General features: G+C 59.9%; 18 protein-coding genes. 8 read left to right on the top strand and 10 right to left on the bottom strand.

Annotated features, from left to right (window positions below):
- Positions 1-51: 51 nt before the first annotated feature.
- From I6L46_RS16955 to fhuB, 4 genes are read left to right on the top strand one after another with little or no spacing between them, the layout of a single operon-like run.
- On the top strand, positions 52-1,698 hold the full coding sequence (locus tag I6L46_RS16955) for a multidrug ABC transporter permease/ATP-binding protein (RefSeq protein ID WP_216976453.1): 1,647 nt from the start codon (positions 52-54) through the stop codon (positions 1,696-1,698).
- A gap of 46 nt (positions 1,699-1,744) precedes the next feature.
- A complete protein-coding gene (locus I6L46_RS16950) occupies positions 1,745-2,509 on the top strand; it encodes an ATP-binding cassette domain-containing protein (RefSeq protein ID WP_216976451.1) in 765 nt (254 codons plus the stop codon).
- A 30-nt stretch (positions 2,510-2,539) separates the two neighbouring features.
- Positions 2,540-3,433, top strand: coding sequence for an ABC transporter substrate-binding protein (locus I6L46_RS16945; protein ID WP_216978069.1), 894 nt, complete (start codon positions 2,540-2,542; stop codon positions 3,431-3,433).
- Positions 3,430-5,412 carry a Fe(3+)-hydroxamate ABC transporter permease FhuB gene (fhuB, locus tag I6L46_RS16940; protein WP_216976449.1) on the top strand — a complete coding sequence of 661 codons (1,983 nt, stop codon included), beginning with the start codon at positions 3,430-3,432 and terminating at the stop codon, positions 5,410-5,412. The genes I6L46_RS16945 and fhuB overlap by 4 nt, the downstream gene beginning before the upstream one ends.
- 73 nt (positions 5,413-5,485) lie before the next feature.
- Here fhuB and mnmE read toward each other — a convergent pair whose 3' ends face one another.
- The 8 genes from mnmE to I6L46_RS16900 form a co-directional block, all read right to left on the bottom strand.
- Complete coding sequence (gene mnmE, locus I6L46_RS16935) at positions 5,486-6,847, bottom strand: tRNA uridine-5-carboxymethylaminomethyl(34) synthesis GTPase MnmE (protein WP_197928275.1); 1,362 nt, start codon at positions 6,845-6,847, stop codon at positions 5,486-5,488.
- Between the two features lie 99 nt (positions 6,848-6,946).
- A complete protein-coding gene (gene yidC / locus I6L46_RS16930; RefSeq protein WP_088868083.1) occupies positions 6,947-8,593 on the bottom strand; it encodes a membrane protein insertase YidC in 1,647 nt (548 codons plus the stop codon).
- A 5-nt stretch (positions 8,594-8,598) separates the two neighbouring features.
- On the bottom strand, positions 8,599-8,847 hold the full coding sequence (gene yidD, locus I6L46_RS16925) for a membrane protein insertion efficiency factor YidD (protein WP_075116235.1): 249 nt from the start codon (positions 8,845-8,847) through the stop codon (positions 8,599-8,601).
- On the bottom strand, positions 8,814-9,173 hold the full coding sequence (gene rnpA, locus I6L46_RS16920; protein ID WP_005342318.1) for a ribonuclease P protein component: 360 nt from the start codon (positions 9,171-9,173) through the stop codon (positions 8,814-8,816). The genes yidD and rnpA overlap by 34 nt, the downstream gene beginning before the upstream one ends.
- Positions 9,173-9,307 (bottom strand): 50S ribosomal protein L34, encoded by a 135-nt coding sequence (rpmH, locus tag I6L46_RS16915; protein WP_005307156.1) that lies wholly within the window; start codon positions 9,305-9,307, stop codon positions 9,173-9,175. The genes rnpA and rpmH overlap by 1 nt, the downstream gene beginning before the upstream one ends.
- Positions 9,308-9,577: 270 nt before the next feature.
- The gene (locus I6L46_RS16910) at positions 9,578-10,312 is read right to left on the bottom strand and encodes an amino acid ABC transporter ATP-binding protein (protein ID WP_005339311.1); all 735 of its coding nucleotides are present in this window, start codon (positions 10,310-10,312) and stop codon (positions 9,578-9,580) included.
- Positions 10,313-10,324: 12 nt separating this feature from the next.
- Positions 10,325-10,993: an amino acid ABC transporter permease gene (locus I6L46_RS16905; protein ID WP_019445518.1), complete on the bottom strand. Its 669-nt coding sequence runs from the start codon at positions 10,991-10,993 to the stop codon at positions 10,325-10,327.
- Positions 10,994-11,752, bottom strand: coding sequence for an amino acid ABC transporter substrate-binding protein (locus tag I6L46_RS16900; protein WP_005339308.1), 759 nt, complete (start codon positions 11,750-11,752; stop codon positions 10,994-10,996).
- Positions 11,753-12,063: 311 nt separating this feature from the next.
- Here I6L46_RS16900 and dnaA point away from each other — a divergent pair, with 311 nt between their 5' ends.
- The 4 genes from dnaA to gyrB all read left to right on the top strand — a co-directional run bounded on the left by dnaA (position 12,064) and on the right by gyrB (position 18,135).
- Positions 12,064-13,434, top strand: coding sequence for a chromosomal replication initiator protein DnaA (gene dnaA / locus I6L46_RS16895; RefSeq protein WP_005339307.1), 1,371 nt, complete (start codon positions 12,064-12,066; stop codon positions 13,432-13,434).
- 83 nt (positions 13,435-13,517) lie between these two features.
- Positions 13,518-14,621, top strand: coding sequence for a DNA polymerase III subunit beta (gene dnaN / locus I6L46_RS16890; protein ID WP_005339306.1), 1,104 nt, complete (start codon positions 13,518-13,520; stop codon positions 14,619-14,621).
- 2 nt (positions 14,622-14,623) lie between these two features.
- Positions 14,624-15,727 (top strand): DNA replication/repair protein RecF, encoded by a 1,104-nt coding sequence (gene recF, locus I6L46_RS16885; RefSeq protein ID WP_216976447.1) that lies wholly within the window; start codon positions 14,624-14,626, stop codon positions 15,725-15,727.
- Positions 15,724-18,135: a DNA topoisomerase (ATP-hydrolyzing) subunit B gene (gene gyrB / locus I6L46_RS16880; RefSeq protein WP_216976445.1), complete on the top strand. Its 2,412-nt coding sequence runs from the start codon at positions 15,724-15,726 to the stop codon at positions 18,133-18,135. The genes recF and gyrB overlap by 4 nt, the downstream gene beginning before the upstream one ends.
- A gap of 104 nt (positions 18,136-18,239) precedes the next feature.
- On the opposite strand, the gene I6L46_RS16875 is transcribed toward gyrB, so the two are convergent.
- Both I6L46_RS16875 and I6L46_RS16870 read right to left on the bottom strand, forming a co-directional pair.
- Entirely contained in the window at positions 18,240-19,199 is a 960-nt protein-coding gene (locus I6L46_RS16875) for a helix-turn-helix domain-containing protein (protein WP_158114269.1), read from the bottom strand.
- A 91-nt stretch (positions 19,200-19,290) separates the two neighbouring features.
- Positions 19,291-20,061 (bottom strand): MBL fold metallo-hydrolase, encoded by a 771-nt coding sequence (locus tag I6L46_RS16870; protein ID WP_216976443.1) that lies wholly within the window; start codon positions 20,059-20,061, stop codon positions 19,291-19,293.
- Positions 20,062-20,249: the final 188 nt, after the last annotated feature.

Here is a 20,249-nt window from a genome sequence, read left to right as displayed (position 1 = left end):
CCCTTCTTTTCACCCGCAGTTGTTCTGATCTCTCTGGAATACCGGTCCGTTATGGAACTCTTGTCTCTGGTTTATCGCCAATATCGTTGGCCCTTTATCGCCATTACCCTGCTCAGTCTGCTCAGTGCCGTCAGCGGGATTGGTGTCATTGCCTTTATCAATCAGTCTCTTATCGAATCTATAGGTGATCCGCTGCCGATCCTCGGTCAGCTGGTCGGCCTGATTGTGTTGCTGCTGGTGATCACGCTCGGATCTCAGCTGGCCCTGACCACCCTCGGTCACCATTTTGTCTACCGGTTGCGTGGCCGTCTGCTCAAGCAACTGCTGGATACCGATGTCGCCCGCATCCGCCAGATTGGTCAGGGGCCGCTGCTGGCCTCTCTCTCCAGCGATATCGGCCAGATCACCATCGCCTTCGTGCGCCTGCCTGAGCTGGTGCAGGGGCTGGTACTCACGCTGGGCTCTGCCCTTTACCTTGGCTGGCTCTCTCCTGCATTGCTCGGGGTGACTGCGCTCTGGGTCACCGTCACCATGGTGGTGGGCTGGTTGCTGGTGAACCGTGTTTATCGCCATCTCTCCCACATGCGTCAGGCCGAAGATCGGCTCTATCAGAACTATCAGGCCATCATTGCGGGCAGCAAGGAGCTGGCGCTCAACCGCGAGCGGGCTCATTTCGTTTACCACCAGCTCTATGAGCAGAATGCCCGTGACTACCGCCAGCAGATCATCCGCGCCGACACCTATCACCTGAGCGCGGTGAACTGGTCGAATATCATGATGCTGGGGGCCATCGGTCTGGTCTTCTTTCTGGCCAACGGCCTTGGCTGGGCCAACACCAATGTGGCCGCCACCTTCGCCCTGACCCTGCTGTTCCTGCGCACCCCGCTGTTGCAGGGGATTGGCGCCCTGCCGACCCTGCTTGCCGCTCAGGTGGCGTTCGACAAGATCGCCGCCCTCAATCTGGCCGAGCCGGATGCGGACTTCCCGCTGCCGCCCGCCATCCGACCCTGGCAGCGTATCGAGCTGGAGCAGGTGAGCTTTCACTATCAGGGGGAGGGCGGCTTTGCCGTTGGCCCCATCGATCTGGTCATCGAAAAGGGGGAGCAGATCTTCATCATCGGTGGCAATGGCTCCGGCAAGTCGACCCTGGCCATGCTGTTGACCGGCCTTTACCAGCCGGTATCGGGCCGGATCCTGCTGGATGGTGAGCCGATCACCGATCGCAACGGCTATCTGGAGCTCTTCTCCGCCATCTTCACCGACTATCACCTGTTCCAGCACCTGCTGGGGCCGGAACCCAAGGATGAGCTGGTGGCCGAGTGGCTGGAGCGGTTGCAGATGGGCAGCAAGCTCACCATCGAGGATGGCTTTATCGCCGATATCAATCTCTCCCAAGGGCAGCGCAAGCGGGTCGCCCTGCTGCTGGCGCTGGCCGAGCAGCGCGAAGTGATGCTGTTTGACGAGTGGGCTGCGGATCAGGATCCCCAGTTCCGTCGCATCTTCTATCAGGCGCTGCTGCCGCGCCTCAAGGAGATGGGCAAGACGGTGATTGCCATCAGTCACGATGATCACTACTTCCCGCTGGCAGATCGCCTGCTGGAGATGCGTCAGGGTCAGCTCACCGAACTGACCGGGGCGCGCCGTGCCGCAGTGAGCCGTGATGCGATCGCTCACCTGGATTGCGAGGTGCCGGCTTGATGCTGGCACCGATGAGACTGGCGGCAAGCCAGCACAGGAATTGCTTATGTTCGAGATGAAATCAGCCAGCTTCACGGTCAATGACCGCACGCTGCTGCACCCCACCGACCTGCGTTTCGAGCAGGGACAGGTCTATGGCCTCATCGGCCACAATGGGTCGGGCAAATCGACCCTGCTCAAGCTGCTGGCTCGCCAGCAACATCTCAGCGACGGCGAGATCCGGTTCGATGGCAAGCCGCTGCCCGACTGGGGCTACCGGGAGTTTGCCCGTCAGGTGGCCTATCTGCCCCAGCATCTGCCTAGCGCCGAGAATCTGCTCGGGCGGGAGCTGGTGGAGATGGGCCGCTACCCCTGGCGCGGCCTGCTGGGCCGGATGGGGGCGGAGGATCACCGTCAGGTCGAGCGTGCCATCGCTCTGACTCATACAGAACGCTTTGCCGATCGGCTGGTGGATACCCTCTCCGGCGGCGAGCGGGGGCGGGTCTGGCTGGCGATGCTGCTGGCCCAGGAGAGCCGCTTTATCCTACTGGACGAGCCGCTGGCCGCGCTGGACGTGGCCCATCAGGTGGAGGTGCTGACGCTCGTCAAGCAGTTGAGCCGTCAGCTCAACCTTGGGGTCATCATCGTCATTCACGACATCAATATGGCCTCCCGCTTCTGTGATCGGTTGGTGGCGCTCCATTCCGGCCGCCTGCTTACCCACGGCGAACCTGAGGGGATCATGACCAGCGAGACCCTGCACGCCATCTATGGCATCCCGATGGAGGTCATTCGCCACCCGGCCCATGCCCATCCCATCGCCATCGTCTGACCGGGGGCATACTTGAACCTTTTATTGAAGATGGTCCCTTGCATCGTTAGCCTGCTGCTGGCGCTCCCGTTGCAGGCTGCACAATCATCCGCAACAAACGAGGCCACCAGCGCGCCACCCCGTATCGCCACCGTCGACTGGACCATAGCCGAAACACTGCTGGCACTCGGGGTGACACCGCTGGCGGTGGGGGATGCAGGTCCCTATCAGGCATGGGTCCGCGAGCCACGGCTACCTGCCGGAGTGGTGGATATCGGCCTGCGCACCCAGCCCAACCGTGAGCTGCTGGCGGAGCTCAGACCCGATCGCATCCTCATCTCGCCGCTGGCGGCCCCGCTGGCGCCAACTCTTTCCCGCATTGCACCGGTGAGCACCATCGCCCTCTATGATGGGCAAACCGATCTGTGGCAGCGGCTGCACGAGGTGACCCTGACCCTCGCCCGTATAGTGGGCAAAACCGCCGAGGGCGAACGGCTGCTGGCCGGGCTGGATCGGGATCTCGCCAGCATGCAGGCCGGATTGCCTGCGGATCTGCCGCCCCTGCTGGTGGTGCAGTTTATCGATGAACGCCATGTGCGGGTGTTTGGTCGCCACAGCCTGTTCGATGCGGTGATGACGCGGCTTGGGCTGCGTAATGGCTGGCAGGATCAGACCAATGACTGGGGTTTCTCGGTGGTCAGCATCGAGCAGTTTATGACCTTGCCAACCGCGCGGCTGGTGGTGGTCGATCCCATTCCGGTCGGGGTGAGCGAACGGCTGCAGGAGCCTGGTCTGTGGCAGCATCTGCCGCTGGTTCGGCAGGCGCCTGTGCTGCATCTGCCTGCGGTCTGGAGTTTTGGCGGCGTACTTGCCGCCCGCCGTTTTGCCGGTCTGCTCAGCGATGCATTGCTGCAAGATGCCGAGCGTATGGAGGCTAGCCGATGAAGCGACTGCTCACATCGCCGCTGCTGCGGCCGGTCTCGATCCTGCTGGGGTTGACCCTCTTGCTCGCGTATTGGGAGCTGGCTCGCCAGCTGCCCGGTGCGCTCTGGTGGCAGAGCCTGTTCGCCCCCAATCTGGATGATGTCAGCCAAGCAGTGGTGCATTTCAGCTGGCTACCCCGCTTGGCTGTCACCCTGTTGGCCGGGGCGGCTCTCGGGCTGGCGGGCACCCTGATGCAGCAGGTGCTGCGCAACCCGCTCGCGTCACCGACCACCTTGGGGGTGGCCTCCGGCGCCCAGCTGGCGCTGATGATGGTGACCCTGTTTGCCCCCTCCTGGCTGCTGCTGGGGCGGGAGTGGATCGCCATGGCCGGCGGTGGCCTTGCGATGGCGCTGGTGTTCGCCCTAGCCTTGCGTCGTCAGCTCAATCCGGTGGTCATCGTCTTTGCCGGGCTGGTGATCAACCTCTATCTGGCGGCCATCAGCATCGGACTCTTGCTGTTCTTTCAGGAGGAGCTGAAAGGTTTGCTGGTGTGGGGCAGTGGCTCTCTGGTACAGAACAGCTGGAGCGGGGTGAGTTACCTGTTGCCCCGCCTGCTGGCAGCCGCTGCGCTGGCTGCGGTGCTGGTACGCCCGCTGGCGGTGCTGGAGCTGGATGATGCCAGCGCCCGCAGTCTGGGGGTCTCCCTGCAGCATCTGCGTTTTGCCGGACTGGGGCTGGCGGTGTTTGTCACCGCTTGCGTGGTGAGCGTGGTGGGGCTGATCGGCTTTATCGGGCTGGCAGCGCCCGCCATGGTGCGGCTGCTCGGGATCCGTCAGCTCGGCCAGCGGCTATTGTGGGCACCGATCCTCGGCGCCCTGCTGCTGGCGGCGACCGATCTGCTGCTGCAGAGTCTGAGCCGCTTCTGGCCAGTCTTGATCCCCACCGGCGCCATGACCGCCCTGCTGGGTGCGCCGCTGCTGCTCTGGTTGATCCCGCGCCTTGGCATCAAGTCGGGTACGCCGAAGGCTAACGCCGGCCTGCTGGTGGCTCGCCATCCGGCTCCGGCTCGCCTTATTGGCCTGTTGCTGGTCGGGCTGATGCTGGCTGTGGTCGCCTCCCTGCTGGTTGGACAGGGGATGACGGGCTGGAGTTGGCCAAGCTGGCTCCGCTGGCAGGCCCAACTGGAGTGGCGGTTGCCGCGCACTCTGGCGGCGGGGGCGGCTGGCGTGCTACTGGCGCTGGCGGGCACTCTGTTGCAGCGGGTTAGCAACAATCCTATGGCGAGCCCTGAGCTGCTGGGGGTGAGCGGCGGCACCTTTATGGGGGTGATAGCCACGGCGCTGTTGCTGCCTGCATTGCCCCTGCCGTTGATGCTGGCCGGTGGCCTGCTCGGTGCCTTCGGCTGCCTGTTGTTGCTGGTGGTGGTCAATCGCAAACACGGCTTCCAGCCGGAGCGGATCCTGCTCTCAGGTATTGCCATCACGGCGTTGTTTGAGCCGCTGCAGGCTATCGCGCTGGCCAACGGCGACATGCGGGTGCAGCAACTGCTCTCCTGGATGTCTGGTTCCACCTATTACGTCACCTTGCCGGTGGCCTATGGGCTGGTGGGGCTGGCGCTGTTGATGCTGGCCGCCTGCCTGCTTGTCAGCCGCTGGCTCGATCTGATGCCAATGGGGGCGGCGGTAGCCACCGCACTCGGCATTCGCCTCAACCGCGCCCAGCTCGCCATCCTGCTGCTGGTGGCCGTGCTCACCGCCAGTGCCACCTTAGTGGTGGGGCCGCTCTCCTTCGTCGGTCTGTTGGCGCCACATATGGCCAAGCTGATGGGGCTGGTGCGGGCACGCTGGCACCTGCTTGGGGCCGCTACTTCCGGTGCCCTGTTGATGGTGTCGGCTGACTGGGTCGGCCAGCAGATCCTTTTCCCGCAGGAGGTGCCGGTCGGGTTGGTCTCCACCCTGTTAGGGGGCGCTTACTTCATGTGGTGTTTGCGCCGCCTCTAGGTTTGCGGACAAAAAACGCACAACAAAAAGCCCGGGATGAACCCGGGCTTTTTGTTGCCTGCTGTGCGGAGAGTTACTTGCCGATGCAGAAGCTGGAGAAGATACGGCCCAGCAGATCGTCGGAGCTGAATTCGCCGGTGATCTCGGAGAGGGACTCCTGCGCCAGGCGCAGCTCTTCGGCTACCAGCTCGCCAGCCACGAACACTTCCAGTTGCTCCTTGGCCACCAGCAGGCGCTCGGCGGCGCGCTCCAGCGCATCCAGATGGCGGCGGCGGGCCATAAAGCCCCCTTCGGTGTTGCCCTGGAAGCCCATGCAGGCTTTCAGGTGCTCGCGCAGGGCGGGCAGCCCCAGCTCGGTCTTGGCGGAGATGCGGTAGACGGCGTGGCCCTGCTCCTGGCTCGGTGCCAGATCCTCGCCGGTCAGGTCGGCCTTGTTGCGAATGACGGTGAGGCCGATGTTTTTTGGCAACCGATCAACAAATTCCGGCCAGATCTCTCGCGGGTCAACCGCATCCGTGGTGGTGCCATCCACCATAAACAGCACCCGATCGGCCTGTTCAATCTCGGCCCAGGCGCGTTCGATACCGATCTGCTCCACCTTGTCCTGAGTGTCGCGCAGACCGGCGGTGTCGATGATGTGCAGCGGCATGCCATCGAGATGGATGTGTTCGCGCAGCACGTCGCGGGTGGTGCCAGCAATCTCGGTGACGATGGCCGACTCGCGGCCCGCGAGGGCATTGAGCAGGCTCGATTTGCCGGCGTTGGGACGACCGGCGATCACCACCTTCATCCCTTCCCGCAGCAGAGCGCCCTGTTTGGCTTCCCCGCGCACGTCGTCCAGCTCGGACATGATGGCGTAGAGGTCGCCCGCCACCTTGCCATCGGAGAGGAAGTCGATCTCCTCGTCCGGGAAGTCGATGGCCGCTTCCACATAGATGCGCAGCCGGGTCAGGTTTTCCACCAGCTGCTGGATCTTGCTGGAGAACTGCCCCTGCAGGGAGTGCATGGCGCTGCGGGCAGCCTGTTCGCTGGAGGCTTCAATAAGGTCAGCGATAGCTTCGGCCTGGGCCAGATCCAGCTTGTCGTTGATGAAGGCGCGCTCGCTGAACTCGCCGGGGCGGGCAGGGCGGATGCCATCGATTTTCAGAATGCGGCGGATCAGCATGTCCATGATGACGGGGCCGCCGTGGCCCTGCAGCTCCAGCACATCCTCGCCGGTGAAGCTGTTGGGGGCTTTGAACAGCAGGGCGATGCCCTGATCCAGTACCTGGCCTTGCTCATCCTTGAACGGCAGATATTCGGCGTAGCGCACCCGCGGGAGCTTGCCGAGCACTATCCCGGCGACCTGTTCGGCGGCGGGGCCGGAGACCCGGACTATGCCGACGCCACCACGGCCTGGCGCGGTGGCCTGGGCCACGATCGTATCTGTTGTCATCTTGCTTGGCTCGTTTGTTCGCTGATAGGAAAACGTAGTGGGAGACATTGTAATAAAAAAGGCGGCCCGAAGGCCGCCTCTTTTGTCATCACGGGAAGATTAGCTGCGTGAATGCAGTCCTTTCTTCTCCAGCTGACGATAGATGATGGTCTGCTGGATGATGGAGATGACGTTGCTCACCAGCCAGTAGAGAGTCAGGCCAGCCGGGAACCAGAGGAACATGAAAGTGAAGATGATCGGCATGAACTGCATCACTTTCTGCTGCATCGGGTCGGTTACGGTGGTCGGGCTCATCTTCTGCAGATACCACATGGAAGCACCCATGAGGATTGGCAGCACGAAGAAGGGGTCCTTCACTGACAGGTCAGTGATCCACAGGGCAAACGGCGCGTGACGCAGTTCAACGGACTCCATCAGTGCCCAGTAAAGGGCGATGAAGATCGGCATCTGAACCAGGATCGGCAGGCAGCCACCCAGCGGGTTGACCTTCTCCTTCTTGTACAGCTCCATCATGCCCTGAGACATCTTCTGGCGGTCATCGCCGAAGCGCTCGCGCAGGGCCGCAATCTTGGGTTGCAGCATGCGCATCTTGGCCATGGAGGTGTACTGGGCCTTGGTCAGCGGGAACATGATGCCGCGCACCAGCAGGGTCAGCATGATGATGGCCAGACCCCAGTTCTGGACGAAACCGTGGAACACGGTCAGCAGCCAGTGCAGCGGTTGGGCGATGAACCACAGCCAGCCGTAGTCGACGGTCAGGTCGAGATGGTTAGCCACCTTGGCCATCTGGTCTTGCAGCTTGGGGCCAACCCACAGTTTGCTGGTCACTTCGGCCTGTTGACCGGCAGCCACGTCAACCATCGGCGCCTTGTAACCGATGATGGCCTGGCCTTTACCCGGGATCACGCGGCTGTAGAAGCTGTTGGTATCGTCGGCATTCGGAGCCCAGGCAGAAACGAAGTAGTGTTGCAGCATGGCGACCCAACCACCCTTGGTGGTCTTGTTCAGGTCGGCATCCTTCATCTCGTCGAAGGTGTACTTCTTGTAGCGGGTATCTTCAGTGGAGAAGGCACCACCACGGTAAGCGCTGGCTACCATGGCATGACCTTCCTGATCCTTCGGTGTGGCTACGGTCTGCTTCAGCTGACCATAGAACTGCACCTGAACCGGCTCGGCAGATTTGTTGTCGATCTTGTAATCAACGCCAACGGCATAGTCGCCACGCTTGAGGATGAACTCCTTGGTGAAGACCACGCCCTTGCTGTCGGTCCAGGTCATCGGAACGACGACTTGATCCTGACCATCGGCCAGCTGATAGCTGGTCTGGGCGGCTTCATAGGTAGGACGACCTTCGGCCTGACTGTCCGGACCGTTGCGACCCACCAGACCGCTCTGGGCGATATAGAGGTGCTCAGGCTTGCTGGTCAGCAGCACGAACGGTTGGTCCTTGCCCTCTTCCAGTTTGTGAGACAGCAGTTCGGCAGACACGATGTCGCCACCCTGGGTGTCCAGGGTCAGCTTGAGCACGTCAGAGGAGACGGTGATCAGCTTGCGTGCGGCAGTCGCGTTGGCTTGCTCGGAAACCTGAGGAATATCACCGGTCTGACCGGCTTCAGGTACGAAATGTTCGGTTTGGGCCACGGTAGTCGGGGCCGGCTTCGGAGCCTTGTCGGACTCCCACTGTTGCCAGAGCAGAAAGCTCACGAACAGCAAACCGATCAGGAGTAGATTGCGTTGTGATTCCATAGTTTTCAGTTTCTTCGCTTTGGTTGCGGAACCGGGTCATAACCACCCTCGGATAAGGGATGGCATTTTAATAGACGTTTGCTGGCTAACCAAACGCCTTTTATGAAACCGTGAAGTCGGATGGCTTCTATCGCAAATTGGGAACAAGTTGGAGTAAAACGGCAGCGCGGCCCGAGCAGAGGGCTAATGATTAGCTGATACAGGCGTATCAGTTTGATAGCTACCCATTGCAACGGCGTGACAGGGTGCGCCATAGCTTTTCCAGTAACTTGAACAGTTCCTCGTTATCCATCTCTTTCACACCGGCCTTGGCGATCACTACGATGTCGATAGCGGGCAGCTGATGTTGTTTGAGGCGGAAACTTTCCCGAACCACCCGTTTGACACGATTACGCCAAACGGCACGCTTGAGTGCTTTTTTGGGCACAGCGAGACCAAGACGAGGGTGTTCGAGCGAATTGGGAGAAGCGAGAAGGGTAATCTGCGGAGAGGCGGCCCGGACAGGCTCGGCGAAAACGCGTTTGAAGTGTTCGGGAGTTAACAGACGTAACTCCCGAGAGAAGGTGTGCTGGGTAGGCATTAGACTACCAGGCGGGCACGACCCTTGGCACGACGAGCGGCCAGAACTTTACGACCGTTGGCAGTTGCCATGCGGGCGCGGAAACCGTGAGAGCGCTTGCGCTTCAGGTTGGACGGTTGAAAAGTACGTTTCATGATTCGATTCCGTATTTCTGTACAGTTTTGATTGTCACACTTAGCCGACGCGCCAGCTATAGCGTGTGACGACTAGCAAAAGAGGCCGAATTCTAAACAGAGTTCGGCTTTTAGTCAATCCGCCGTTCCCTCTCATCCTGCCATGGCCTTGAAAAGGCCACTGCCGAGCGTGAGGATCCAGAGGATCAAGGGCTCCGGATTATACTGGCAACCCGGGGTTAAACAAGGGATCCCTCAATAAAAAAGGCGGCCAGGCCGCCAAAGAGAGAGCTATTTAAGGACTTTCCGCAAAAACTCCCGGGTACGGGGATCCTTGGGATCGACCAATATCTGATCCGGCGGGCCCTGCTCGACGATCCGCCCCCCTTCCATGAAGATCACCCGATCGGCAACATCACGAGCAAATTCAATCTCATGAGTTACCACCACCATGGTCTGGTGCTGGCGGGCCAACTCCTTCATCAACCCCAAAACCTCGTCGACCCACTCGGGATCGAGGGCCGAGGTGGGCTCATCAAACAGGATCACCTTGGAGTGGGCCGCCATGGCGCGACCAATGCCGACCCGCTGCTGTTGCCCGCCTGAGAGCGACGCCGGATAGGCATCCTGCTTGTCGGCAAGACCAATGTCCTTGAGGATGCCGAGCGCTGTGGCGCGGGCCTCGGCTTTTGGCTGCTTCCAGACGGTGATCAGCCCTTCGGCGATGTTGTCGAGCGCTGTTTTGTTGGCAAAAAGGGCGTAGTTCTGGAACACGAAGGAGGCCCGTTTGCGCAGCTCGATCGCCTGCTGTTCGCTGGCCTTGGCCAGATTCAGCTCGAGATCGTCGATGGCAAGGGTGCCCGCATCCGGGGTCTCCAGCAGGTTCAGGCAGCGCAACAGGGTCGACTTGCCGGTGCCGGAGGGACCGATGATGACGACAATTTCCCCCTTTTTGACCTCCAGATCGATACCGTTGAGCACCTGATTGCCGTGATATGCCTTGGAGAGGCCGGTTAGCTTGATCATGAACGCCCTCCTTTAATAGGCACGGTTGAGACGAACTTCCAGCAGATGCTGCAAGCGGGTAAAGAAGATCACCACTACCCAGTAGATCAGCGCCACCGCCATAAAGCTCTCGAAGAACTTGAAGGAGGAGGAGGCTTCCATCTGCGCTTTGCCCATGATCTCGGCCACCCCCAGGGTGAACGCCAGCGAGGTGCTCTTGATCATGTCGATGAAGTAGTTCATCAGCGACGGGGTGGCGATACGGGCCGCCTGCGGCAGGATGATCCGCTGCATCGCCTGATAACGGCTCATGCCGATACTGAGCGCGGCTTCCATCTGGCTTTTGTGAATGCCGAGGATGGCTGCGCGGATCGACTCGGCCATGTAGGCGGCGAAGTGCAGGGTCAGACCGACGATGGCGGCGGTAAAGGCATCCATCCCCACGAAGATCGGGAACAGTTGCGGCAGTCCGTAGTAGAGCAGGAACAGCTGAACGAGTAGCGGTGTACCCCGAAAGAACGAGATATAGAGCATTGCCAGCCAGTGAATCGCGGGGACGCGAAACACCCGTACTATCGCCAGGGCCAGCGAGAGTACGAGTGCCAGCACGAATCCCCACAGGGCCATCTCCATCGTGGTGCCCAGGTATTTGAGCAGGATGGGAAACAGCCCCAGCGTGTATTCGAGGTCAAATTCCATCATTTATTTGTCGGTGATGTCGGAAGCGAACCATTTCTCGGAGATCTGACGCAGGGAGCCATCCTTGCGCATGGCGGTCAGGGCCTCGTCGACCTTCTTCAGCAGCGCCTGTTTCTCCGGGGTCTTCAGGAAGGGCAGTGCGTTCTCGATTGTCTCGAACGGTGCGCCAGCCTGTTGCAGCGGCAGCTTGGACTCTTTGATCAGCTGGGCGGTGGAGACGCGGTCCATCACGAAGGCATCGATGCGACCCAGGGCGACATCCTGCTCGAAGGCGGAGTCATAGGTGCGGATGTCGATCTTCTTGTTCGGGTCGTTCTTGCGCAGCAGCTCTTCAAAGTTGGAACCCAGGTTCACGGCCACCTTCTTGCCTTCCAGATCCTTGATGCCGTGGATGGTGCTGTTGCCCTTGCGTACCACAATCTGGGCGCCGTCATAGACGTAAGGCTGGGAGAAGTCGTACTTCGCCTTGCGCTCGTCGGTGATGGTGATCTGGTTGGAGATGGTATCGATGCGGCCGGTTTCCAGCATGCCGAACAGGCCGGAGAAGCTGGCGGTCACGAATTCGACCTTGTAGCCGGTGCGCTCGCCGATCTGGTTCCACATATCCACTTCAAACCCTTGCAGCTTGTCCTGCTTGACGAAGGTGAACGGGAAATATTTGCCAGACATGCCGACCTTGATGGTCTCCTGGGCGATGGCCTGACCGGACAGTGTGGCGAGCAGGATGGCTGCGCCGGAAATCAGTTTGATGGATGTTTTCATGGTGTTTCTCTCTCTCAATGTCTTGTATTTGTAGTTGTAATAACTGGTTTGGCCCTGATGTTATTGGAATAAAATTTAAAAAATAAATGACATTTGGTTATATGAAATAACAGGAGAGAAGCACGGGATCGACCAATCCGGACGGTGGATCAAGCTGTGGGTAACTTTGGGGATGAAATCCGATCCAAAGGCGCTGGATCCTTGAAAGTCAAGGATCTTATTTGCTGGATCCACCGGGCGATGGCTGGAGATCCGGCGGCTAAAAACGTAGAATAGCCGGTCTTTAGTTAATCAATCGACAGGAGTTTAGAGTGACTGCTTCGCTATGGCAGCAGTGCCTTAACCGGCTGCAAGATGAGTTGCCCTCGGCAGAATTCAGCATGTGGATCCGGCCGCTTCAAGCGGAGTTGAGTGACAATACTCTGACCCTGTATGCACCGAATCGCTTTGTTCTGGACTGGGTACGAGACAAGTATCTCATCCGGGTTAACGGCATCATCAACGAACTCTGCGGGGTCGACGGCCCCGCCCTGCGTTTTGATATAGGCAATCGTCCCCATCCTGTTGCTGTCGCCAGAGCGCCGGTACAGGGTGCCGCGCCTGTGAATAACTTGCAGAAGAGCTGGGAAAGCAAGGCTGAAGCCAAGCCCGAGCCGAACCACAAGAGCAACACCAACGTGAACTATACCTTCGAGAATTTCGTCGAGGGTAAGTCCAACCAGTTGGCGCGTGCGGCGGCCCGTCAGGTAGCGGACAATCCGGGTGGTGCTTACAATCCGCTGTTCCTCTATGGCGGCACCGGCCTGGGTAAAACCCACCTGTTGCACGCCGTTGGCAATGCCATCAAGGAGAGTAAAAAAGATGCCAAAGTCATCTATATGCACTCCGAGCGGTTTGTTCAGGACATGGTGAAAGCGCTGCAAAACAACGCCATTGAAGAGTTCAAGCGTTACTACCGCAGCGTCGATGCCCTGCTCATCGATGACATCCAGTTTTTCGCCAACAAGGAGCGCTCCCAGGAGGAGTTCTTCCATACCTTCAATGCCTTGCTGGAAGGTAACCAGCAGATCATCCTGACCTCGGATCGCTATCCGAAGGAGATCAACGGTGTCGAGGATCGCCTCAAGTCCCGCTTCGGCTGGGGCCTGACCGTGGCGATCGAACCGCCGGAGCTGGAGACCCGCGTCGCGATCCTGATGCGCAAGGCAGACGAGAACCAGATCCATCTGCCGGACGAAGTGGCCTTCTTCATTGCCAAACGTCTGCGATCCAACGTCCGTGAACTGGAAGGCGCCCTCAACCGGGTGATCGCCAACGCCAACTTCACCGGCCGTGCCATCAACATCGATTTCGTGCGCGAAGCGCTGCGCGACCTGTTGGCACTGCAGGAGAAGCTGGTCACCATCGACAATATCCAGAAGACGGTGGCGGAGTACTACAAGATCAAGCTGGCGGATCTGCTCTCCAAGCGCCGTTCCCGCTCTGTTGCCCGTCCGCGCCAGCTGGCGATGGCACTGGCCAAGGAGCTGACCAACCACAGTTTGCCGGAGATAGGTGATGCCTTTGGTGGCCGTGACCACACTACCGTTCTTCATGCCTGCCGCAAGATCGAGCAGCTGAAGGAGGAGAGTCACGACATCAAGGAGGACTATTCCAACCTGATCCGTACCCTTTCTTCCTGATAACGGAATCGAGTGGACAGATGCAGCGCGAATATTCCAACCTGATCCGAATCTTTTCCTCCTAATCACAACGGAGAGCACAGATGCAGCTCGAAATTAGCCGTGAGGCCCTGTTACGTCCTCTGCAACTGGTGTCCGGCGCCCTCGGCGGCCGACCGACCCTGCCGATCCTCGGCAACGTGCTGCTTGATGTCAGCAACGGTCTGCTGTCACTGACCGGTACCGATCTCGAAGTAGAGATGATCGGTCAGGTCTATCTGAACGGGGCCAGCGAAGATGGCCGCACCACAGTACCGGCGCGCAAGCTGCTGGATATCTGCCGTGGTCTGCCGGAAGGCGCCGAGATCCGTCTCAATACCGAAGGCGAGCGCCTGATCATCCGGTCCGGTCGCTCCCGCTTCAACCTCTCGACCCTGCCGGCGACCGAGTATCCGAACATCGAGGATTGGGAATCCGTGCTCGAGTTCGATATCAGCCAGCTGGAGCTGAAGAAGCTGATCGATGCGACCCAGTTCTCCATGGCCAGCCAGGACGTGCGTTACTACCTGAACGGCATGCTGTTCGAGAGCGAAGGTCACGGTCTGCGCACCGTGGCGACCGACGGTCACCGTCTGGCCACCTGCCGCCGCGAGGTAGTAGGGGAATCGCTGCCCGATCATCAGGTTATCCTGCCGCGCAAGGGGGTACTGGAGCTGGTGCGTCTGCTGGAAGCAGAAGACAAGCCGGTACGTCTGCAGATCGGCCGCAGCAACCTGCGTGCTGCGCTGGACGGCTTCATCTTCACCTCCAAGCTGGTGGATGGCCGCTTCCCGGACTGGCGCCGCGTCATTCCGCGCAACAGCGACAAGGCCCTGATCGCCGGCCGTGAGGATCTGCGTCAGGCGTTTGCCCGCGCCGCCATCCTCTCCAACGAGAAATTCCGTGGGGTGCGTCTCAATCTGCAGGAAAACCTGCTGCGCATCACCGCCAACAACCCGGAACAGGAAGAAGCCGAAGAGCTGCTTGACGTACAATATGCCGCTGGCGAGATGGAGATCGGCTTTAACGTCTCTTATGTGCTGGACGTGCTGAATACGTTAAAATGTGACCAAATTCGGATTAGCCTGAGCGATTCCATCAGCAGTGCCATTATTGAGGATTTTGAACATCAGGATGCTCAGTACGTGGTGATGCCGATGCGGATCTAGTCGTGTCCCTGGTCAAACTCCAGCTCAGCGACTTTCGCAATATCCAGCAAGCCAGTCTCAAGCTGTCGCCCGGCCTCAACATTCTGGTCGGGTGCAATGGCAGCGGCAAGACCAGCGTGCTGGAAGCCATTCACTACCTTGGTCTGGGGCGCTCCTTTCGCACTCATTTGACCGGGCGGGTTATCCGCCAGGGGGAGAGGGCATTTACCCTGTTTGCCCAGTGCGAGCTGGAGGGGCGTCAGGTTCCGATCGGTCTTGCCAAAGACAAGAGTGGCGAGACCCAGCTCAAGATTGCCGGGGCGCAGGCCCAGCGGCTGGCCGATTTGGCGGAGCTGTTGCCGGTGCAGTTGATCCATCCCGATGGCTTCAACCTGCTGACGGGCGGTCCTCAGGCTCGCCGCGCCTGGCTCGATTGGGGTGTCTTCCATCAGGAGCCGACCTTCTTTGCTCTGTGGGGGCGAGTGCGGCGGCTGCTGAAACAGCGCAATGCGCTGCTGCGCCAGAGCACCCAGTACCGCCAGCTGGCGTTCTGGGATCAGGAATTGGTGCGGCTGGGTTGTGAGCTGGCCGAGTTTCGCGCCAGTTATTGTCAGGCCATTACGCCCCTGATCAAGGAGATGACGGCGGATTTTCTGCCGGAATTCGATATCAGTCTCGGCTTTTACCGGGGCTGGGAGAAAGATACTCCCCTCAGCGATCTGCTGGAGGCGGGGTTTGAGCGGGATCGGGCGCTGGGCTATACCGGTGTCGGTCCACAGAAAGCCGATGTGCGCCTCAAGGCGAACGGGGTGCCCGCTCAGGATATTTTGTCCCGGGGTCAGCTGAAGTTGCTGGTCTGCGCCATGCGACTGGCCCAAGGGCTCTATTTGAATCAACATAGCAGCCGTGGCTGTATTTTTTTAATTGACGATTTTGCCTCTGAACTGGATGTCGACAAGCGCCGCTTGCTGGCCGCAAGGCTGAAGCAGTGTGCGTCCCAGGTGTTTATCACCGCCATCGACACCGGTCAGCTCGCAGACATGATGGATGCGAATGACTGCAAGTTGTTCCACGTGGAACAGGGTAAAATCTCCGAAACGTTAGAGAAGGCAGAGAGTAAGCTATGAGTGAAAATACTTACGACTCCTCGAATATCAAGGTGCTGAAGGGCCTGGATGCGGTCCGCAAGCGCCCGGGGATGTATATCGGCGATACGGATGATGGCTCGGGTCTGCACCACATGGTGTTCGAGGTCGTCGATAACTCCATTGACGAGGCGCTCGCTGGCTACTGCTCCGATATTCAGGTCAAGATCCATTCCGATGGCTCCGTCTCCGTGCGCGATAACGGCCGTGGTATTCCGGTCGATATTCATCCGGAAGAGGGCCGCTCCGCTGCCGAAGTCATCATGACCGTGCTGCACGCAGGCGGTAAGTTTGATGACAACTCCTACAAGGTATCCGGCGGCCTGCACGGCGTGGGTGTCTCCGTCGTTAACGCCCTCTCTGACAAGCTGTTGCTGACCATTCGTCGTAACGGTCACGTCTACGAGCAGACCTATCATCTGGGTGAGCCGCAGGCGCCGCTCAAGCAGATTGGCGACAGCACCGGCACCGGTACCGAAGTTCGCTTCTGGCCGAGCCCTGCCATTTTCAGCGATACCCTGTTCCATTACGAGATCCTGGCCAAGCGCCTGCGCGAGCTCTCCTTCCTCAACTCCGGTGTCTCCATCCGTCTGCAAGACGAGCGTGATGGCCGCGAGGCGCATTTCTGCTACGAGGGTGGCATCAAGGCATTCGTTGAATACCTGAACCAGAACAAGACCCCGATCCACCCGAAGGTGTTCCATTTCACCACCGAGCAGGATGGTATTGGCGTTGAAGTGGCGATGCAGTGGAACGACGCTTATCAGGAAGGGGTCTACTGCTTCACCAACAACATCCCGCAGCGGGATGGTGGTACTCACCTCGTTGGCTTCCGTACCGCGCTGACCCGTACTCTGAACTCCTATATGGACAAAGAGGACTACAGCAAGAAGGCCAAGTCTGCCGCCAGTGGCGACGACGTGCGTGAAGGTCTGATTGCCGTTATCTCCGTCAAGGTGCCGGATCCCAAGTTCTCCTCCCAGACCAAGGACAAGCTGGTCTCTTCCGAAGTGAAGACCGCCGTTGAGCAGGCGATGGGTGAGAAGCTGGCCGACTTCCTGCTGGAAAACCCGGGCGATGCCAAGATCGTGGTCAACAAGATCATCGATGCGGCCCGTGCCCGTGAAGCGGCCCGCAAAGCCCGCGAACTGACCCGCCGCAAAGGCGCGCTGGATATCGCCGGTCTGCCCGGCAAGCTGGCTGACTGTCAGGAAAAAGACCCGGCTCTCTCCGAACTCTACATAGTGGAAGGGGACTCTGCTGGCGGTTCCGCCAAGCAGGGTCGCAACCGTAAAAACCAGGCCATCCTGCCGCTCAAGGGTAAAATCCTGAACGTAGAGAAGGCCCGTTTCGACAAGATGATCTCCTCGCAAGAGGTGGGCACCCTGATTACCGCACTGGGTTGCGGTATCGGTCGCGACGAGTACAACCCGGACAAGCTGCGTTATCACAACATCATCATCATGACCGATGCGGACGTCGATGGTGCGCACATCCGAACCCTGCTGCTGACCTTCTTCTATCGTCAGATGCCGGAAATCATCGAACGTGGCTACGTCTATATCGCCCAGCCGCCGCTCTACAAAGTGAAGAAGGGCAAGCAGGAGCAGTATCTGAAAGACGAAGACGCGCTGCTGCAGTACCAGACCGCCATGGCGCTGGATGGTGCCACTCTGCACGTTAACGAGTCTGCCCCGGCTATCGGTGGCGAGGCACTGGAGCGCCTGGTCAACCAGCACCGCTCGGTGACTCACCTGATCACCCGCATGTCTCGTCGTGCGCCGGAAGCCGTGCTGACCCAGCTGATCTATCAGCCGGAGTTGAACGAAGCGCTGCTGAACAGCGAGAGCGATCTGCTGGCCTGGTGTCAGGGTATGGAAGCCGTGCTCAACGAGAGCAACCACGGTATCCAGTACCAGATCCAGGTTCGTCGTGACGAAGAGCGCAGCCTGTACGTGCCGCACGCCGTGGTACGTCAGCACGGTGTCGATCGCGAATATCCGCTCAGCTACGACTTCCTGCAATCCTCCGAGTACCGTCAGCTGGTCTCGCTGGGCAAGGAGATCGCCAACCTGATCGAGGAAGGCGGTTACATCAAGCGTGGCGAGAAGGTCAAGCCGGTCTCCAGCTTCGTCGAAGCGGTCGAGTGGCTGATGGGCGAAGGCAAGCGCGGCATCTACATCCAGCGCTACAAAGGGCTGGGCGAGATGAACCCGGACCAGCTGTGGGAAACCACCATGGATCCGGAAGCCCGTCGCATGCTGCGCGTCACCATCGACGACGCCGTCGGTGCTGACCAGCTCTTCTCCACCCTGATGGGTGATGCCGTTGAGCCACGTCGTGACTTTATCGAGACCAACGCCCTGCGCGTAGCCAACCTCGACGTTTAATCGACACTGTCAGCTCGATATAAAAATAGCCGCTCCCTGTGAGCGGCTTTTTGTTTTTGGGCGGAGTAGGTGGCACGTTCCACGTGAAACATCGTGCTTTGGTATCAGGGGTTTTGGCCACGAAAAGATCGTCGCCACTCGCTGGGGGAGATGGCAAAGCGGGCGCGGAAGTGATTGCGCAGGGAGGTGGCACTCTTGAAGCCGACCAGCTCGGCGATGCGGTCGATGGAATGGCCGCTTACCTCCAGCAGCTCCTGACTGCGCCTGAGCCGCTCTGCCAGCAGCCATTCACCCACCGAGAGGCCAGTTGCCTGATGAAAACGGCGGGTAAAAGTGCGCCGACTCATCAGGGTATGGGCCGCCAGAGAGTCCAGGGTGTGAGGCTCGGCCAGATGGGCACGCAGGTGATCGAGCAACTGGTTCATCCGGACATCGCGGGTGGAGGCGGGCACCGGCTGCTCGATAAACTGGGCCTGACCCCCTTCCCGGTGGGGCGGGATCACCAGCCGCCGCGCCACCTTGTTGGCGATGGCCGAGCCGTGGTACTGGCGTACCAGATAGAGGCAGCAGTCCAGCCCGGCGGCAGTGCCTGCCGAGGTGACCAGCCCTTCGTCATCCACATAGAGGGCGTTGGTATCGAGCTGCACGCAGGGAAAGCGGTGGCAGAAATCCTGCTCGTACTCCCAGTGGGTCGATGCTTTGCGACCATTAAGTAGTCCGGCGTAGGCGAGCACATAGGTGCCAAGACAGAGCCCGACCAGCCGGGCACCTCTGGCTCTGGCGGCAATCAGGGCATCGAGCAGCGCTGCGGGTGGCTGTGCTGCCGGGTCGTGCCAGAAGGGGATGACGATGATCTCAGCCTCGGCCAGTACCTCCAGCCCATGGGGAGCCTGAATGGTGAAGCCTTGCGCCGAGTGTGCATGATGGTTGCCATCACCGCAGCAGATCTTGAGCTCGAACAGCGGCTGGCCCGGCAGGATGTCGCCGAAGATGAGACAGGGGACGGCGCAGTGAAAAGGGCTGAAGTGATCGAAGGTCACCACGGCAACGATCGGGGTGGGCATTATGTTGGCTCCTCTCTGTGCGCAGACCACTCATCATAAGCGTCTGGCAGTGAAAGCCGAAGGGCCATGTCTGGCATGGCCCTCCTGCGGGTCACAGTGATATCGCCTCTCCATCTTCTGGCACCCGTACCCGATCCATCATGCCCCGTTCCGCCAGATAGTCGTGCAGCTCCTGGCGTGACAGCACGGCGTGGTTGACCGCCTCCATATGGCTGGCGATCAGCGTGGCTTGCGGTGCGGCCTGATAAACGGCGGCGACATCCTCCTTGCCCATGATGATGGAACCGAGTCCGGGCACCTGTGCATCGCCGCAGTTGAGGATGATGACCTCGGGTTGATGCTGTTGCAGGGCTTGCTCGACCGAGGGATGCCAGATGGTATCACCTACCAGATAGAGGCTCTGTTCATCGGGATGGGAGAAGATCACGCCGCACACTTCTCCCATGCGCTCGCCCAGTACCGCCATCAACTGGTCGCTGCCGTGCTGGCCACCGGTCTGTTGCAGGCGAATGCCGGCAAACTCGGGCTGGTCGCTCAGCAGCCGCACATCCTCAAAGCCACTGGCACGAATGGCATCGGCATCTTTCTGATGTTGCACCAAGAGCGGCAGATGCTTGGGGATCAGGGCTCTGGCGGCGTCATCCCAGTGGTCGGGGTGGTCGTGAGTGACGATCACGGCGTCCACATTGACCAGCTCATCGAGCGGTAGCGGCAGCTCGACCAGCGGATTGCGCAGCTGGCTGTTGGAGGTGCCCTCAAAGCCGGGGAAAGCCCCTTTAGCCGAGAGCATGGGGTCGATCAGAAAGCGGGTGCCGGCATAGTCGAGCAGCAAGGTGGCGTTGCGAACCTGGGTAATCTTCATGGGATGGCTCCATGTTGGCTGGTGGATATGCAACCAATTATGGGGTGCGGAGCGCATTGCCATCAGTGGCCCACGGGTCGATTATCATCACTATCGGGCCAACTGGTTGATGTTCCAAAGGTCGGCGAGGCCATTTAAAAAATTTGAAAAAATCCCCTTGAAAGGAAAAAGTGAGCCCCTATATAGGT

Source organism: Aeromonas sp. FDAARGOS 1416 (assembly GCF_019048085.1).
GTDB lineage: Bacteria > Pseudomonadota > Gammaproteobacteria > Enterobacterales > Aeromonadaceae > Aeromonas > Aeromonas veronii.
This window is presented reverse-complemented; position numbering and strand designations above follow the sequence as displayed.

Coding starts and splice junctions, on each gene's coding strand:
- I6L46_RS16955 (WP_216976453.1), top strand. CDS start 52: ATGGAACTCTTGTCTCTGGTTTATCGCCAATATCGTTGGCCCTTTATC.
- I6L46_RS16950 (WP_216976451.1), top strand. CDS start 1,745: ATGTTCGAGATGAAATCAGCCAGCTTCACGGTCAATGACCGCACGCTG.
- I6L46_RS16945 (WP_216978069.1), top strand. CDS start 2,540: ATGGTCCCTTGCATCGTTAGCCTGCTGCTGGCGCTCCCGTTGCAGGCT.
- fhuB (WP_216976449.1), top strand. CDS start 3,430: ATGAAGCGACTGCTCACATCGCCGCTGCTGCGGCCGGTCTCGATCCTG.
- mnmE (WP_197928275.1), bottom strand. CDS start 6,847: ATGACAACAGATACGATCGTGGCCCAGGCCACCGCGCCAGGCCGTGGT.
- yidC (WP_088868083.1), bottom strand. CDS start 8,593: ATGGAATCACAACGCAATCTACTCCTGATCGGTTTGCTGTTCGTGAGC.
- yidD (WP_075116235.1), bottom strand. CDS start 8,847: ATGGCGCACCCTGTCACGCCGTTGCAATGGGTAGCTATCAAACTGATA.
- rnpA (WP_005342318.1), bottom strand. CDS start 9,173: ATGCCTACCCAGCACACCTTCTCTCGGGAGTTACGTCTGTTAACTCCC.
- rpmH (WP_005307156.1), bottom strand. CDS start 9,307: ATGAAACGTACTTTTCAACCGTCCAACCTGAAGCGCAAGCGCTCTCAC.
- I6L46_RS16910 (WP_005339311.1), bottom strand. CDS start 10,312: ATGATCAAGCTAACCGGCCTCTCCAAGGCATATCACGGCAATCAGGTG.
- I6L46_RS16905 (WP_019445518.1), bottom strand. CDS start 10,993: ATGATGGAATTTGACCTCGAATACACGCTGGGGCTGTTTCCCATCCTG.
- I6L46_RS16900 (WP_005339308.1), bottom strand. CDS start 11,752: ATGAAAACATCCATCAAACTGATTTCCGGCGCAGCCATCCTGCTCGCC.
- dnaN (WP_005339306.1), top strand. CDS start 13,518: ATGCAGCTCGAAATTAGCCGTGAGGCCCTGTTACGTCCTCTGCAACTG.
- gyrB (WP_216976445.1), top strand. CDS start 15,724: ATGAGTGAAAATACTTACGACTCCTCGAATATCAAGGTGCTGAAGGGC.
- I6L46_RS16875 (WP_158114269.1), bottom strand. CDS start 19,199: ATGCCCACCCCGATCGTTGCCGTGGTGACCTTCGATCACTTCAGCCCT.
- I6L46_RS16870 (WP_216976443.1), bottom strand. CDS start 20,061: ATGAAGATTACCCAGGTTCGCAACGCCACCTTGCTGCTCGACTATGCC.